General features: G+C 41.9%; 13 protein-coding genes. 8 read left to right on the top strand and 5 right to left on the bottom strand.

What is annotated here, in order from left to right; translation table 11 throughout:
* The first annotated feature begins 45 nt into the window (after window positions 1–45).
* Complete coding sequence (locus IZT61_RS18230; protein WP_196098453.1) at window positions 46–1881, top strand: ABC transporter ATP-binding protein; 1836 nt, start codon at window positions 46–48, stop codon at window positions 1879–1881.
* Between the two features lie 363 nt (window positions 1882–2244).
* Window positions 2245–3564, top strand: a complete 1320-nt coding sequence (locus IZT61_RS18225; RefSeq protein WP_196098452.1) for a peptidoglycan DD-metalloendopeptidase family protein — start codon at window positions 2245–2247, stop codon at window positions 3562–3564.
* A gap of 245 nt (window positions 3565–3809) precedes the next feature.
* Here IZT61_RS18225 and IZT61_RS18220 read toward each other — a convergent pair whose 3' ends face one another.
* Together IZT61_RS18220 and uvrA are read right to left on the bottom strand one after the other, a co-directional pair.
* Window positions 3810–4463 (bottom strand): LysE family transporter, encoded by a 654-nt coding sequence (locus IZT61_RS18220; protein ID WP_196098451.1) that lies wholly within the window; start codon window positions 4461–4463, stop codon window positions 3810–3812.
* Window positions 4464–4479: 16 nt separating this feature from the next.
* A complete protein-coding gene (gene uvrA, locus IZT61_RS18215; protein WP_196098450.1) occupies window positions 4480–7284 on the bottom strand; it encodes an excinuclease ABC subunit UvrA in 2805 nt (934 codons plus the stop codon).
* 261 nt (window positions 7285–7545) lie between these two features.
* Here uvrA and IZT61_RS18210 point away from each other — a divergent pair, with 261 nt between their 5' ends.
* The 3 genes from IZT61_RS18210 to IZT61_RS18200 all read left to right on the top strand — a co-directional run bounded on the left by IZT61_RS18210 (window position 7546) and on the right by IZT61_RS18200 (window position 9832).
* Window positions 7546–8130, top strand: coding sequence for an RNA polymerase sigma factor (locus IZT61_RS18210; RefSeq protein ID WP_196098449.1), 585 nt, complete (start codon window positions 7546–7548; stop codon window positions 8128–8130).
* Window positions 8131–8220: 90 nt separating this feature from the next.
* A complete protein-coding gene (locus IZT61_RS18205) occupies window positions 8221–8415 on the top strand; it encodes a hypothetical protein (protein ID WP_196098448.1) in 195 nt (64 codons plus the stop codon).
* Between the two features lie 220 nt (window positions 8416–8635).
* Complete coding sequence (locus IZT61_RS18200; RefSeq protein WP_196098447.1) at window positions 8636–9832, top strand: MFS transporter; 1197 nt, start codon at window positions 8636–8638, stop codon at window positions 9830–9832.
* 162 nt (window positions 9833–9994) lie between these two features.
* Here IZT61_RS18200 and IZT61_RS18195 read toward each other — a convergent pair whose 3' ends face one another.
* The gene (locus tag IZT61_RS18195; protein WP_196098446.1) at window positions 9995–10195 is read right to left on the bottom strand and encodes a hypothetical protein; all 201 of its coding nucleotides are present in this window, start codon (window positions 10193–10195) and stop codon (window positions 9995–9997) included.
* A gap of 250 nt (window positions 10196–10445) precedes the next feature.
* Between IZT61_RS18195 and nth the strand changes: the two genes are divergently transcribed.
* The 3 genes from nth (at window position 10446) to IZT61_RS18180 (ending at window position 13753) form a co-directional block, all read left to right on the top strand.
* The gene (gene nth, locus IZT61_RS18190; RefSeq protein ID WP_196098445.1) at window positions 10446–11111 is read left to right on the top strand and encodes an endonuclease III; all 666 of its coding nucleotides are present in this window, start codon (window positions 10446–10448) and stop codon (window positions 11109–11111) included.
* A 133-nt stretch (window positions 11112–11244) separates the two neighbouring features.
* Entirely contained in the window at window positions 11245–12258 is a 1014-nt protein-coding gene (gene recA / locus IZT61_RS18185; RefSeq protein ID WP_196098444.1) for a recombinase RecA, read from the top strand.
* Window positions 12259–12478: 220 nt separating this feature from the next.
* The gene (locus tag IZT61_RS18180) at window positions 12479–13753 is read left to right on the top strand and encodes an NUMOD1 domain-containing DNA-binding protein (protein WP_196098443.1); all 1275 of its coding nucleotides are present in this window, start codon (window positions 12479–12481) and stop codon (window positions 13751–13753) included.
* A 65-nt stretch (window positions 13754–13818) separates the two neighbouring features.
* On the opposite strand, the gene IZT61_RS18175 is transcribed toward IZT61_RS18180, so the two are convergent.
* Together IZT61_RS18175 and tsaD are read right to left on the bottom strand one after the other, a co-directional pair.
* Window positions 13819–14016: a hypothetical protein gene (locus IZT61_RS18175; RefSeq protein WP_196098442.1), complete on the bottom strand. Its 198-nt coding sequence runs from the start codon at window positions 14014–14016 to the stop codon at window positions 13819–13821.
* 120 nt (window positions 14017–14136) lie between these two features.
* A complete protein-coding gene (tsaD, locus tag IZT61_RS18170) occupies window positions 14137–15141 on the bottom strand; it encodes a tRNA (adenosine(37)-N6)-threonylcarbamoyltransferase complex transferase subunit TsaD (protein WP_196098441.1) in 1005 nt (334 codons plus the stop codon).
* Window positions 15142–15165 lie beyond the last annotated feature (24 nt).

Here is a 15165-nt window from a genome sequence, read left to right as displayed (position 1 = left end):
AAATCAGCTAATTAGGATAAATTTGTACGATCCTCTTTTCTTTAAATGGCAAAAAACAGAAATACAATCCCCCTCGATAATATCACTTTTAAAGATCGTATAGCTTCGTTAAAAAACTTACCCAGTTTTTTCAAATTGGTTTGGCAAAGCAGCCCCACCAAAACCACTATCAGTTTTATATTAAGGATTTTACGCTCAGCAATGCCCGTTGCGTTATTGTACGTTGGCAAGTTAATTATCGATGAAGTGGTAATGCTGAACGGGAGTGCCGCAAACGGAAATTTGCAGCGGTTATGGGAGTTGGTAGGTATTGAGTTTGCCCTGGCCATAGTAACCGACGGCCTAAATAGAATGATCAACCTAACCGATAGTTTATTGGGCGATCTCTTTGCCAATTATACCTCTATGCGCATTATGGAGCATGCGGCAACATTGGATCTGGATCAGTTTGAGGATTCTGTTTTTTACGATAAATTGGAAAGGGCAAGGCAACAAACCGTCGGAAGAACGGTACTGCTATCGCAAGTGATGAGCCAGATACAGGATTTTATTTCGATGGCTTTTTTAATTACCGGACTAATTGCCTTCAACCCCTGGCTGATTTTACTTTTACTACTCGCTATTATTCCTTCGTTTTTGGGCGAATCGTACTTCAACAGTAAAAACTATGCCCTCTCCAGAAGCCAAACACCCGAACGGAGGGAACTGGATTACGTGCGCTATCTTGGTGCCAGCGACGAAACCGCCAAGGAAGTTAAAATATTCGGCCTTTCGGATTTCATTATCGCCCGTTTTAAAACCTTATCTGATAAATTTTACGCCGATAATAGCAAGCTCGCCGTCCGACGATCGGGCTGGGGCACATTCTTTTCGGTATTGGGCACAATGGGTTACTATGCGGCTTATGGGTTTATCATCTACAATACCGTTCAAGGGAAGTCGACGGTAGGCAGTTTGACCTTTTTGGCAGGCTCGTTCAGGCAGCTAAGTGGCTTAATGGAAACCATGCTGGCCCGATTTACCATCGTTTCGCAAGGAGCTATTTATCTGAATGATTTCATTGAGTTTTTTGAAATACAGCCTAAAATTACCAAAACCAAAAATGCACTTCCTTTTCCAAATCCTATAAAAACAGGTTTTGTTTTCGAAAATGTGGGCTTCCAATATCATAATACTACCCGGTGGGCCAACCGAAACCTGAATTTTGAATTTAAGCCCGGCGAAAAAATAGCGCTGGTAGGCGAAAATGGTGCCGGTAAAACAACGTTAGTTAAACTTCTGGCCCGTTTGTACGACCCCACCGAAGGGCGCATCTTATTAGATGGAAAAGATCTTCGGGCTTACGATCTGGATGACTTGCGCTACAACCTGGGGATTATCTTTCAGGATTATATCCGTTACCAGATGAGTTTCCGCCAAAATATTGCAGTGGGCAATATCAAGGAAATTGATAATATGCACCTAATTAAAAAGGCTGCCGTAGAAAGCCTCGCCGACCAACTGGCACTAAAACTTGGCAACGGTTATGAGCAGGCGCTGGGAAGAAAATTTAACGATGGCGTTGAACTTTCGGGTGGCGAATGGCAGAAAGTTGCACTGGCAAGGGCATACATGAAAAATGCGCAGGTACTGATTTTAGACGAACCCACAGCGGCGCTCGATGCCCGTGCCGAATACGAAGTTTTTCAGCGTTTTGCCGAACTCACCAAGGGAAAATCGGCGGTACTGATTTCACACCGCTTTTCGACTGCCCGCCTGGCCGATCGAATTATGGTGTTAGACAAGGGAACGCTTTTAGAATCGGGTACGCATGCAGAACTATTGGCGGCAAAAGGGAGATATGCAGAGCTTTTTAATCTTCAAGCGAAGGGTTACCAGTAAGGAAAGGTAGAGGGCTGAAAGGTAAAAGACTAAAGCTTAAAGCTGAAAGCTGAAAGCTGAAAGCAGAGAGCTTGTATCGGAAACCCTAACCAAACGCCGTCATATCGAAAAACGATCCTTCATCGTCTGAAGGGACGAGCGTAACCGATTTCTTACTGTCAATACCCGCCAACTATCTCTCTGGCAACGGGTTGCTCCTGTGCTGCATATTATCGCTTGCCGATTCTTCATTGCATTCAGAATGACAGCGTTCAAAATTACATCCGTAACGATGGACCCAATGCCTTTGTTTCCGTTCTCGATTGACATCATAAAGTTGAAACCTTGCCCGAGCATTGTTTGTTATCTGTGAAAATGACTATTATGCGGCTTCGATTTTTACAGGTTACTTTACTCCTTTTGATTTCAACGATTTTACTTTCCTGCAAATCGGGTTCAATCAATCTTTTCAAACCTGCCTCGCCACATGAGCAGTACCTGCGAAAATTAGAAACGGCCGGCCTGGATAAAACGGCAATGGGGGCAGCGTGGATTAGTTCGTCAGCAGCAAGCCTGCAAAAAGCACTAACGATAACTGTTCCGTACAGAGAAACCGGGTATTTCGCAGCCGATAAAGTGCAGGCCGCAGCTTATAAATTCGCGGCAACGAAAGGACAGAAAATAACCGTAAACCTCAAGAAAAAGCCAAGTGAAATAGCGATTTATCTTGATCTTTGGCGCCTATCGGATGAAAATAACCCCAAACTCATCGCCTCTGCCGATACGCTGAACTCGCCAATTGAGCAAGAAATTGATGACACGGGAAACTACCTGATCAGGTTACAGCCCGAACTTTTGCAAAGTGTAGAATACACCTTAGAAATAACAACTGGGCCCTCGCTGGCTTTCCCGATACATTCTAAAAATAGCAGGAATATTCAAAGTTATTGGGGCGATGGCCGCGATAATAATGCACGGAAACACGAAGGTGTAGACATTTTCGGCAGCTTCAGAAGTCCTGTTTTAGCTAGTGCAAATGGTACGGTAACGCGGGTAAACGAAAATAATTTAGGCGGCAAGGTGGTTTGGTTAAGACCGAGCGGAAAGAATTATTCGCTTTATTATGCACATTTGGACGAACAGATTGCAACGGAGGGACAGGAGGTTAAGATTGGCGACACGCTTGGCTTAATGGGCAATACCGGAAATGCCCGCACTACACCTACGCATTTACATTTCGGCATTTACACCTTTGGAGGCGCAATAAATCCGCTACCATTTATTGATCCAATAACCAAAACTCCAACAAAGGTTACCGCAGCGGTTTCTAACCTTAATAAAACACTTCGAGCATCGCACAGTGCAAACCTGCTCACTTCTCCGAAAAACAAATCGGCAGTGGTATCGAAGTTGGCAGCCGGAACAATTATAAATGTAAATGCAGCTACGGAAAGTTATTATAAGGCAGAACTGCCCGATGGAACTGTTGGTTATATTGAGAGCAATGAACTTGTGCAAACCTCCAGGCCGCTACGCAAAATAAAAATCAACGTCCAACAACAATCGGTTTACGATAAGCCCGATAGCCTGGCTCCAGTTAAGATCAATCTGAAAGCCGGTGAAACGGTTAGCGTGTTGGGCAGTTTTAATAATTACAACTTAATTGCCGATGATAATAATGCAGTGGGCTGGATTGTGAGGTAAAACAACTCGCAGCATAAATTTTGACCACATACCTGCCTGACCGACGAGCTGGGGCACATAGGAAATATAGTTTGGCAATAAGGAGAGGCTAAGGCGAGCGACGAGAAGCAGCCAGAGATTTCTCCCTGAATTGTGCCAAAGGCATCCCTTCGGGAAAAAAGTACAAGTTCGAAATGACGTAGAGTTTGCAGTCATCCGATGAATACCTGCGCCTGGCCTATATTCATCGGATGAATGTTATTCATCTAAAAGATAACGATCATTTGTTTTATAACGAGGTACGCCGCCAAAACATAAAGAAATATGGCGATTGATTTATTGATGATCAAACTGCTTAGTGCAAATTTCTCTTGAATAAAAGTCGCAAAATGAGCGTAAACGTACAAGGCCAATGCCGAGCCGAATCCCGAACCAATACTAAAGATAATCAGCGATAGATAATCGGTTTCTATCCACTCGTGTAAAATAACATAGTTGCCAAAGAAAAGCCAAAACGGAATTTGAACCGGGTTTAAAACGCCCAAAATTAATCCGTATAAAACACTTCCACTTCGTTTATCTTCTTTTTTATTGCTGGTTTTAGGAACTTTTTTTCTGTTTACCCAGGTGATGGTTCCCATGGTGATAAACATCAGGATCATAAAACAATCTACCAAAGTGCCGAGCCTCACTTCGCTAACTGCGGCATTGGGGTTAACATCGCTCATGGCCCAGCGGGCAAAGCGCATCATGCCAAAGGTAAAGCAGATTTCTACACACGAAAACGACAAAATAAAGTACCATACCTGCCTCATGCCCTTATTAATGGCCAATTGTGCAACGGTAAGGTTAATATTGCCCGGAGGAATATACCCCATGGCGTTGAGGATGATGCCTATGAAAAATGTTAGAAAAAGCATTGTCGAAATTATGGATTTATTTTAAATGCTCAGCTAAATATTTTCCTGTGTAAGAGTTTTGCTGTTTACCTAAATCTTCGGGCAGACCCTCAAAAACCAACTGGCCGCCGCCATCGCCCCCTTCAGGACCAATATCAATTACCCAGTCTGCACACTTAATCATGTCCATATTGTGTTCAATTACCAAAATGGTATTGCCTTGTTCAATTAAGGTATTTAGCGCTTTTAACAGCTTTTTGATATCATGAAAATGGAGGCCAGTTGTGGGTTCATCGAAAATAAAAAGCGTTTTATTGGCGTTATTTCCCTTTATTAAAAACGATGCGAGCTTAATGCGCTGCGCCTCGCCTCCTGATAAGGTGTTTGATGATTGGCCCAAATGCACATAACCTAAACCAACATCAACCAGCGGGTTTAGTTTATTCAGTATTTTTTGTTCATCCTTAAAAAACTCCACCGCCTCATCGATGGTCATATCCAATATTTCAGAAACGTTTTTTTCTTTGTAGGTTACATCTAAAACCTGTTGTTTAAAGCGCTTACCGCCACAGGCTTCGCACGGCAGGTAAATATCGGCCATAAACTGCATTTCGATCTTAACCTCTCCTTCGCCCTGACAAACATCGCAACGGCCGCCCTCTACGTTGAACGAGAATGCGGCGGGCTTTAAACCGGCAGCCTTAGCCGATGCCTGTCCCGCAAATAAAGCACGAACGTCATCCCAGGCCTTTACATAGGTTACCGGGTTCGAACGGCTCGATCGGCCTATTGGGTTTTGATCGACCATTTCTACGGCACTCACTAAATCGTAATTACCGAAAATGCCATCGTAGGCACCAGTTTGTTCGCCGGCATAGTTGCCAATAGCCTTTTGAAGTGCCGGGTATAAAATCTTTTTGACCAAACTGGTTTTCCCTGAACCTGAAACGCCACTTACGGCTGTAAAAACCCCTAATGGAAATTTAACATCGATATTTTGCAGGTTATTTTCTCTGGCCCCTTTGATTAAGATGTGGTCTTTCCACTTCCTGCGTTTTTGGGGGATAGCAATTTTTTCTTCGCCGGAGAGATAGCGGCCTGTTAAGCTTTTCTTATCTTTTAATATTTCTTCGTAATTACCGCTGAAAACAAGGTTTCCACCATGGGTTCCTGCTTCGGGACCAATATCGATGATGTAATCGGCCGCCCTCATCATTTCCTCTTCGTGCTCTACCACCAAAACGGTGTTGCCAACGTTCCTTAGGGAGATCAAAACCTCAATTAACTTGTTGGTATCGCGGGGGTGAAGGCCAATGCTTGGCTCATCGAGCACATAAATAGAGCCCACCAAACTGCTTCCCAACGAGGTTGCTAAATTGATCCTTTGCGATTCTCCTCCTGATAAGGTATTGGATAAGCGATTTAGGGTTAGGTAACCGAGGCCGACATTATTTAAATAAAGGAATCGATTGTTTATTTCGGCAAGTAAGCGTTTGGCAACTTTGGTATCGGTTGCATTTAACTTAAGCTCATTAAAAAATACCAGTGCCTTTGATAAAGGCATGAGCACCATGTCTATGATCGATTTCTCGGCAATTTTTACGTAAGACGCATCTTTGCGCAAACGCGATCCCTTGCATTCCGGGCAGGTGGTTTTGCCGCGGTAGCGCGATAACATTACCCGATACTGAATTTTATAGGTCTGCTCTTCGAGCTCCTTAAAAAAAGTATCGAGCCCTGAAAAATATTTGTTGCCCGTCCAAAGCAATTGCTGTTCTTTCTCTGTAAGCTGGCTAAATGGCCTGTGAATCGGGAAATCGAATTTGGGAGCAGCTTTAACAAAGTTTTGTAACCACACGCCCATTTTTTCGCCCCGCCAAGGCGCAATGGCGTTATCGTAAACACTTTTGCTCTTATCGGGGATGACAAGATCTTCATCAATGCCAATTACGTTGCCGTAACCCTCGCAGCGTTTACAGGCGCCGTATGGGTTGTTAAAGGAGAAGAAGTTTGGCGTGGGTTCCTCAAATTTTATCCCATCCAGCTCAAATCGATCGCTAAAGTGCTTTGTTTTTCCGTTGGCCTCTACATAGCAATCGCCCTTGCCTTCAAAAAACGCAGTTTGCGCAGAATCGGCCAGGCGGCTTAACGTTTCTTCTTCGTGGTTGGTTACAATTCGATCTATTAAGATTTGTACGGTTTTATCGTCAGTCAGTTCCGCATCTTTAAAGTCTGCATCATCTAAAACAGACTCAATTTTAAGTACCTTATTATCGATCAAGATCCGCAAAAATCCCTTTTGCAATAAAATAGCCAGTTCTTCTTTTATGGTTCGGTTGTTATGCGGATATAAAGGGCAATAAATGGTAACCGTTGTATCATCGTCGAGACCACTAACATAATCAACTACCGAACTTACCGAATCTTTTTTTACCTCTTTACCAGAGATAGGAGAAATGGTTTTACCGATTCGGGAGAAGAGCAGCTTCAGGTAATCGTAAATTTCTGTGGATGTACCTACTGTAGAGCGTGGGTTTGAGGTTATTACCTTTTGTTCAATCGCAATAGCGGGGGCAATACCTTTAATATAATCTACATCGGGCTTGTTCATGCGGCCCATAAACTGGCGGGCGTACGACGACAAGCTTTCTACGTAACGGCGTTGGCCCTCAGCGTATAAGGTATCAAAAGCCAGAGAAGATTTCCCCGATCCCGACATACCCGTTACCACTACCAATTTATTCTTCGGAATGGCAACATCGATATTTTTAAGGTTGTGCACACGGGCACCTTTTATGATAATATTTCTATGCGGATCTTTTTCGGCTTCTTTTTTGCTCATGAATAGTGTCGGATTTAAGACATAACCCTTTTAACAAACATTGGGTTTTTAAAACATACAAAAATAGGGTACTGAGGTGGTTAATTTATTTTTTAACATTTTATTTTTTGTTTTTTGATAAAAAAATAACTTTCTTTGAACAATAACAGCCTCAGAACCAAACTAACAATCAATAAAAAAACATAGGAGAGAAGCTATAGAAATTAAACATCTACAAATTAATTTTTAGCAAACAGTACGGGATTTAGTGTAGGTAAACCTATGAATTTACAATCATATAATGATCAGGACCTGGTAAAGTTATACATTGCCGGGAACGAGAATGGATTGCAGGAGCTTTTACGAAGACATAAAAGTAAAATTTATACCTCTATCTACTTATTGGTAAAAGACCAATATTTGGCCGAGGATATTTTTCAAGACGCTTTTATCAAAGTAATTAACACACTGCGATCTGGAAGATATAACGAGGAAGGCAAGTTCTTACCTTGGGTAATGCGTATTGCGCATAATTTAGTAATTGATTATTTCAGAAAGGAAAAAAGAACACCAATAATTACAAGTTCTGATGGAATGGATGTATTCAATATGCTACACTTCTACGACGAGAGTGCAGAGGAGAAAATGTTGAGGGAACAAACGCATAGAGACTTGAAAGCAATGATTCATTTATTGCCCGATGAGCAGAAAGAAGTGCTTTTAATGCGCCATTATGCAGATTTGAGCTTTAAAGAGATCGCCGACCTGACGGATGTAAGCATCAATACTGCCCTGGGCCGGATGCGTTATGCGTTAAGCAATCTGCGTAAGATGCTGAAGACGAAAGAAGTGACCTACAAAGGGTAGCGAAAATGTTACATATTTTTTTTTGGAGATCGAAATAAAGCAATTAAACAGACGTTAAGGTATATAAAAACCTTTAACATTTAGTTGCTTATGACAAAAACCTCTACATCGAAAACAAATGTAAATTTACCTACCAACAGTATGTTCCAGTCTAAAACAGACATAGCATCTGATGCAGAAATCGACTTATTTTATGATCAGATCAAAAGTAAGTTAGATCGATTGGCTAAAAATCCTCAAGATGAAACCATCACCAAGATTTTAGCATATAGCAGATCGAAGTAAGTTAGCATATGCCAAAAAAAAGCTGTTCCCAATTGGAGCAGCTTTTTTTTTTAACAACTCATTGTTCGATTAATTTAATATTGGTCGTAGCGAGACGCTACGACGAGGTAAGACGCTATGACCAGGTAAGTTCTTGCGAATTTTACTGGTTTAAATATTACATTTCCGTAACTCAAAAACCCCTATCTTTGCTTAGTGTAATTTTAACACTAAGTGCGCTATGAATAAAAATCTTCTTCCATTAACACTCGGCGGTTTGGGCATCGGAATAACGGAGTTTGTAATGATGGGCCTCCTCCCCGACATTGCAACCGATTTGAGCGTGACGATTCCCAAGGCGGGCCACTTGATTTCGGCCTATGCACTCGGTGTAGTAATTGGCGCTCCCTTACTGGTAATGATCGCCGGTAAATATCCACCTAAAAAAATATTGCTTGCCCTGATGGTAATGTTTACTACATTTAATGCCTTTTCGGCCTTCGCACCATCATTTAATACTTTGTTTGTCGCCCGATTTTTATCAGGTCTACCTCATGGCGCCTTTTTTGGCGTAGGTTCGGTTGTGGCCAGCAGAATTGCCGAGAAAGGCAAAGCAGCACAGGCTGTATCTTTAATGTTTATGGGCTTAACTATAGCTAATATCTTGGGCGTTCCGTTAGGTACTTTCATCGGGCACAACTTTTCCTGGCGGATCTCTTTTGCCGTAGTTGTTCTTGTTGGGCTAGTAACTTTGGTAAGTTTGAAATATCTGCTTCCTTCGTTACCTGCAACTGAAAACCGCGACATTAAGTCGGAGCTTAGCTTTTTTAAGAAAAAGGAAGCCTGGATTATTATTTTTATGATCTCTATCGGAACTGGCGGTCTGTTCTCCTGGTATAGTTATATTGCGCCGCTAATGACGAATGTTGCGGGCTTTTCGCCTAACGCTGTAACATATATTTTGATGCTCGCTGGGGTAGGCATGTTTGGCGGCAACTACCTTGGTGGCTTACTGGCCGATAAGTTTTCGCCTGCCAAAGCTTCGGCGGCATTGCTTTTGGTCATGGTGATCACGCTTGTCATTGTTCATTTTACCTCTTTCAGTCAACCGCTGGCGTTAATAATGACTTTCATTACCGGGGCAGTTTCTTTCGCGCTGGCCTCTCCTATTCAAATGCTGATGATCCAATCGGCAAAAGGTTCAGAAATGTTGGCGGCTTCGGCAAGTCAGGCAAGTTTTAATGTCGGTAATGCGCTGGGTGCTTTCTTTGGTGGGCTTCCGCTAGTGTATGGTTTCGATTATACATGGCCAGCTAACGTTGGTGCAGCAATGGCATTAGTCGGAGCTTTCTTTGCTGTCTGGCTAATTAGAAGCAATGCATCGAAACCAGTTGCGCAAAAATTAAAAACCGAACAGGAGTTTGTTGCTATGCATTAATTGAAACCGTCCGCTAAAGCGCGACGGCAATGTTATGCGAACTGACAAAGATAAATTTTTCCTTTGAAACCGTCCGCTAAAGCGAGACGGCAATAAGAATGCATGAGCAATAAAAAGACCTGATGAGTCCTGTGAAATATTAAGCATCATTATTCAAAATCGCTAATCCAACCCATTGCCATAAATCCCGTCCGCTAAAGCGCGACCATTGCCGTCGGTTGCAACCGACGGAACAAGCAGAAGGGCAATAAAATGCATATATAAATACCTGCTTTGTTCTAAATCTATTAAGCGCCATCCATCAAATCGCCAGTCCAACTCATTGCCGTCGGTTTCAACCGACGGAACTAAGCAGAAGGACAATAAAATGCATATATAAATACTTGCTTTGTTCTAAATCTATTAAGCGCCATCCATCAATCGCCAATCCGACTCATTACCGTCGGTTTCAACCGACGGAACTAAGCAGAAGGGCAATAAAATCTATAAATACCTCCTTTGTTCTGAATCTATTAAGCGCCATCCCTAATGGCCAATCCGACTCATTACCGTCGGTTTCAACCGACGGAACTAAAGGAACTTAAAAATTGCCAACTAAATGTTAGTTTTGCCCATGCTTAAAAAAGAACGCTATAAACTTTTTGTTAAACACTTCTCGGCCAAGCAGCCAGACGCAGAAACAGAGCTACATTACAATAACCCATATCAATTGTTGGTTGCTGTGATTTTGTCTGCTCAATGCACCGATAAAAGGGTAAATATGGTTACACCAGCTCTTTTTCAGCGCTTTCCGAATGCAAAAAGCCTGGCAGAAGCAACTCCCGACATCGTTTTTGATTATATCCGGAGCATTAGCTACCCCAACAACAAAGCCAAGCATTTGGTCGGAATGGCTAATATTTTAGTTCACGAATTCAATGATGTTGTTCCCTCGGATATTGCCGACTTGCAGAAAATGCCGGGTGTTGGGCGTAAAACTGCTAATGTAATCGCATCCGTAATTTACAATGCGCCAGCGATGGCGGTTGATACCCACGTTTTCCGGGTAGCCAATCGCCTCGGGTTAACTAACGGGAAAACCCCTTTAGCGGTAGAAAAAGACCTCGTCAAAAACCTGCCCGAGCATGACATTCATATTGCGCACCATTGGTTAATTCTGCATGGAAGATACGTTTGTGTGGCCCGAAGCCCAAAATGTGATGTTTGTGAAATTACTTACATGTGCCGATATTTTGAACGAATGACAGCCAGAAACGCGAAAGAAAAACAACAGCCGTAAATTATTTTCATTTTACTATTGTAATTAGCCAAAAAACTTTTACCTTAGCTAAATATTTTAGCAAATAGTTATAAACATAACCAATATATTAGCCGATAATTCAATTATATTTACCGCAACAAATTAGACAAAAATGGCAAGTGCAAATCCTGATAAATTAAAAGCCTTACAATTAACCCTGGATAAGTTAGAAAAATCTTACGGTAAAGGTACCATTATGAAACTTGGCGATACGGCTGTTGAACCTATAGACTTTATTTCTACAGGATCAATCAGTTTAGATATCGCCCTGGGCATTGGCGGTATTCCGAAAGGCCGGGTAATAGAAATATATGGTCCGGAATCATCTGGTAAAACGACTTTGGCAACACACATTATTGCCGAGGCACAGAAAAAAGGAGGTATTGCAGCTTTTATTGATGCTGAGCATGCCTTTGACCAGTTTTACGCAAAAAAACTAGGTGTTGATACCGATAACCTGTTGATTTCTCAACCCGATAATGGCGAGCAGGCACTGGAAATTGCTGATAATCTGATCCGCTCTGGCGCTATCGACGTAATTGTTATTGACTCCGTTGCAGCCTTAGTACCTAAAAGTGAGATCGAAGGCGAAATGGGCGACAGTAAAATGGGCTTGCATGCCCGTTTAATGAGTCAGGCCCTACGTAAATTAACCGGAACAATATCAAAAACAGGTTGTTGCTGTATCTTCATTAACCAGTTACGTGATAAAATTGGCGTAATGTTTGGCAACCCCGAAACCACAACCGGTGGTAATGCATTGAAATTTTACGCCTCAGTACGTTTAGATATTCGCCGTATTTCTCAAATTAAAGATTCAGACGAGGTTTCTGGTAACCGCGTAAAAGTAAAAATTGTTAAAAACAAAGTGGCTCCGCCTTTCCGTATTGCAGAGTTCGATGTCATGTTCGGAGAAGGTATCTCCAAAAATGGTGAAATTATCGATTTAGGCGTTGATTTCGGAATTATTAAAAAAGCAGGTTCATGGTTCTCTTACGGCGATACCAAATTAGGTCAAGGTCGAGACGCAGTTAAACAGCTTTTGAGCGATAACCCCGAACTGGCCGAAGAGCTCGAAACTAAGATTAAAGCTGAAGTTACCGGCGAACATCTACAGGAAAAATAAAGCTTATTTAACCATATCTAAAAGGTTAGTTGCGTAACGCAGCTAACCTTTTTTGTTTATAGCACTCTTAATCGAGGATATTTTATTAAGGAAAGTTAATTAATAGATTTTCTCTTTCGTCTCGCACGAACATTAACATTCTTGTTAAAAAGTGTTAAAGATGGTTAAGCGGTATTATATTTTAGCTTTTTTACCGTTATATATCCATAATCCAATAATTATGAAATTACATGCTTATACCGACCTCTCAATAGATTCACGGAACAACGAATATTGGAAAGATATAGTCGGCTTAGAAGGATATTTTCAGGTATCAAACCACGGGCGGGTAAAAGGACTTGAACGGGTGATCAAAAACCGACTTGGGGTAGAACGGAAATTTCCCGAAAGAATCCTTAAACAAACACAAAACAAAAGCCTTAACCGCTTTACCGGCGATACCAGAATTTACCTTCACGTATCCATGAGCTTCGGTGGAAAAATAATCAACTATAGCGTGCCCCGATTGGTGTATCACACCTTTGTTGCACCGTTCGATCTGAAAGATAAAAACACTTATATTTTCCCGATTGATGGCGACACACTAAACACAAACGCCGCTAATTTGCTGCTCGGGGACCAGGAAACGAAGCAACAACGAATGACCGCTGCCGGACGTAAAGGCAATGTGTTTGCAACAATAAGCCCCGAACAGCGGAAAGCGATACAACAAAAAATCAATGCGAAACGAGCACTGAATCCTAAAGATGAGATTAGTCGCTACTCTTTATCTGGTAAGCTCTTAGAAACCTATCACAATGCCGAAGTGGCTGCAAAAGGCTTTGGCTGTAGCGCAAATTTGCTTTCAAAAGCTACCCGCGGGAAGCCGTTAACCTATAAAAATTATATCTGGAGGAGAGGTTCGAGTCCAGAAATTGATATTGAGGAGTTTGTAACAAAGAACGGCATTTGGGCTTCGCCACTTTCCAAACACATTCATCGAATTGGCCAGTACGACTTGCATGGAAAACTCATTGCCACATTTGGTACCATTCGCGAAATCGAGGCCAAGTTAGGCTTAAATTACAACCAGCTTTCGGGAAGCTTAAACGGCCGTCATATTACCTGCGGAGGCTACTTGTGGCGCTATGGCACCAAACAAACTATCAATGTTAAAAAGCTCGAAAAACTTAATGGCTACCGCCACTCACCTATTTACGCTGAAAACAATAAAATTAGCCGGTATGACCTGAATGGCCTTTGGAAAGGAACGTACGCCGGCGTAACCGAGGCCAGCAGAAAAACAAATATCGATTCGAAAACCATCCACGTGGTGTTGCGAGGAGATGGACTTACTGCAGGCGGCTACCTTTGGGCCAAAGGCGAAGCTTTAAGATTGAATCCGAACAGCTTCAAACAGCATCCGCATTTTGAGCACTCGCTTTTACAGCGCTTTATGAAACAGAAAGAAAACAAAAATGTATCGACACTGCAACAACGCATGCAAAGTGTTTAAAGAATACCACAAAACGGCCTGCGCTTTACGCTGGCCGTTTTCGTTTTACTACTTTTTTTCTGCCATTAGTTTTGGCTAAAAATGGCATTAAAGTCTTTCGTAACATATACAATTACCAATATAGCGGCAATTACCAAAGCGCCCAAAATAATCACGCCCCAGCTGCCCTTCAGCTTATTTTTATCCTTTCTGATCAGGTAATATAAAACCCCGATAAGCGGTATTGCACAAACAATCCAAAATACTAGTGATGCTCCAGTCATGTTTCAGTTTTCAGTTTTTAATTATCAGTTGCCAATTAACAAAAGCTCGAAGCCCGAAGTTATTGAGTTAAAAATTTTGGTAATCTATCAATCGATGTAATCAAGCACTTGTGTAATCCGCTATCTAAATTCCATTCTCGCCTTTGGTGAAATATCCTGACCCACAAAATCGTTTTTCAAAAATTTATGATAACCTGCTATGGCGATCATGCCGGCATTATCGGTGCAGTATTGAAAAGCTGGAATGAAAACCTCCCAATTCAGTTCATCGGCCAACTTTTGAAGGTCGTTCCGCAGTCCTGAGTTTGCAGATACCCCACCAGCAATTGCAATTTGGCTGATATTAAATTGTTTAGCGGCTTTTTTAAGTTTGCTTAACAAAATCTGAACGATGCTGTGCTGCACAGAGGCGCAAATATCATTCAAATTCTCAGCTATAAAGTTAGGGTTTTCTTGCTCTTTCTTTCTCAAAAAATACAAAATTGATGTTTTAAAACCACTGAAACTAAAGTTTAAATCGGCAATTTGGGGCTCGGCGAATTTATAGGCAAGCGGATTTCCGTTTTTAGCATGCTTATCTATCAATGGCCCGCCGGGATAAGGAAGTTGTAAAATTTTTGCTGTTTTGTCAAACGCTTCGCCAGCCGCATCATCAAGCGTTTCGCCAACTATTTCCATATCGAAATAATCCCTTACCAATACAATTTGCGTATGTCCGCCCGAAACGGTGAGGCATAGAAACGGAAATGTAGGCTTAGGATCGTCGATAAAATGCGCCAATATGTGTGCATGCATGTGGTTGACCGAAATTAAAGGTATATTTAAGGCCAATGCAAATGATTTAGCAAATGAAACACCGACCAATAAAGAGCCAAAAAGGCCGGGGCCTTGTGTGAAAGCAACTGCACTTATGTCCTGTTTTGTAACATTTGCATTTTTTAATGCCTGCGCAATCGTTGGAACAATATTTTGTTGATGTACCCTGGATGCCAATTCAGGGATTACACCTCCATAATTTTCATGAATTGTTTGGTTTGCAATAACATTGGCCGTAATTTTGCCGTTGTTACATATAGCGACTGAAGTATCATCGCAAGAGGACTCGATAGCAAGTATAACAGACAAATTATTTAAATTTTAAGCTGCAAA

The sequence above is a fragment of the Pedobacter endophyticus genome, from assembly GCF_015679185.1.
Taxonomy (GTDB): domain Bacteria; phylum Bacteroidota; class Bacteroidia; order Sphingobacteriales; family Sphingobacteriaceae; genus Pedobacter; species Pedobacter endophyticus.
This window is presented reverse-complemented; position numbering and strand designations above follow the sequence as displayed.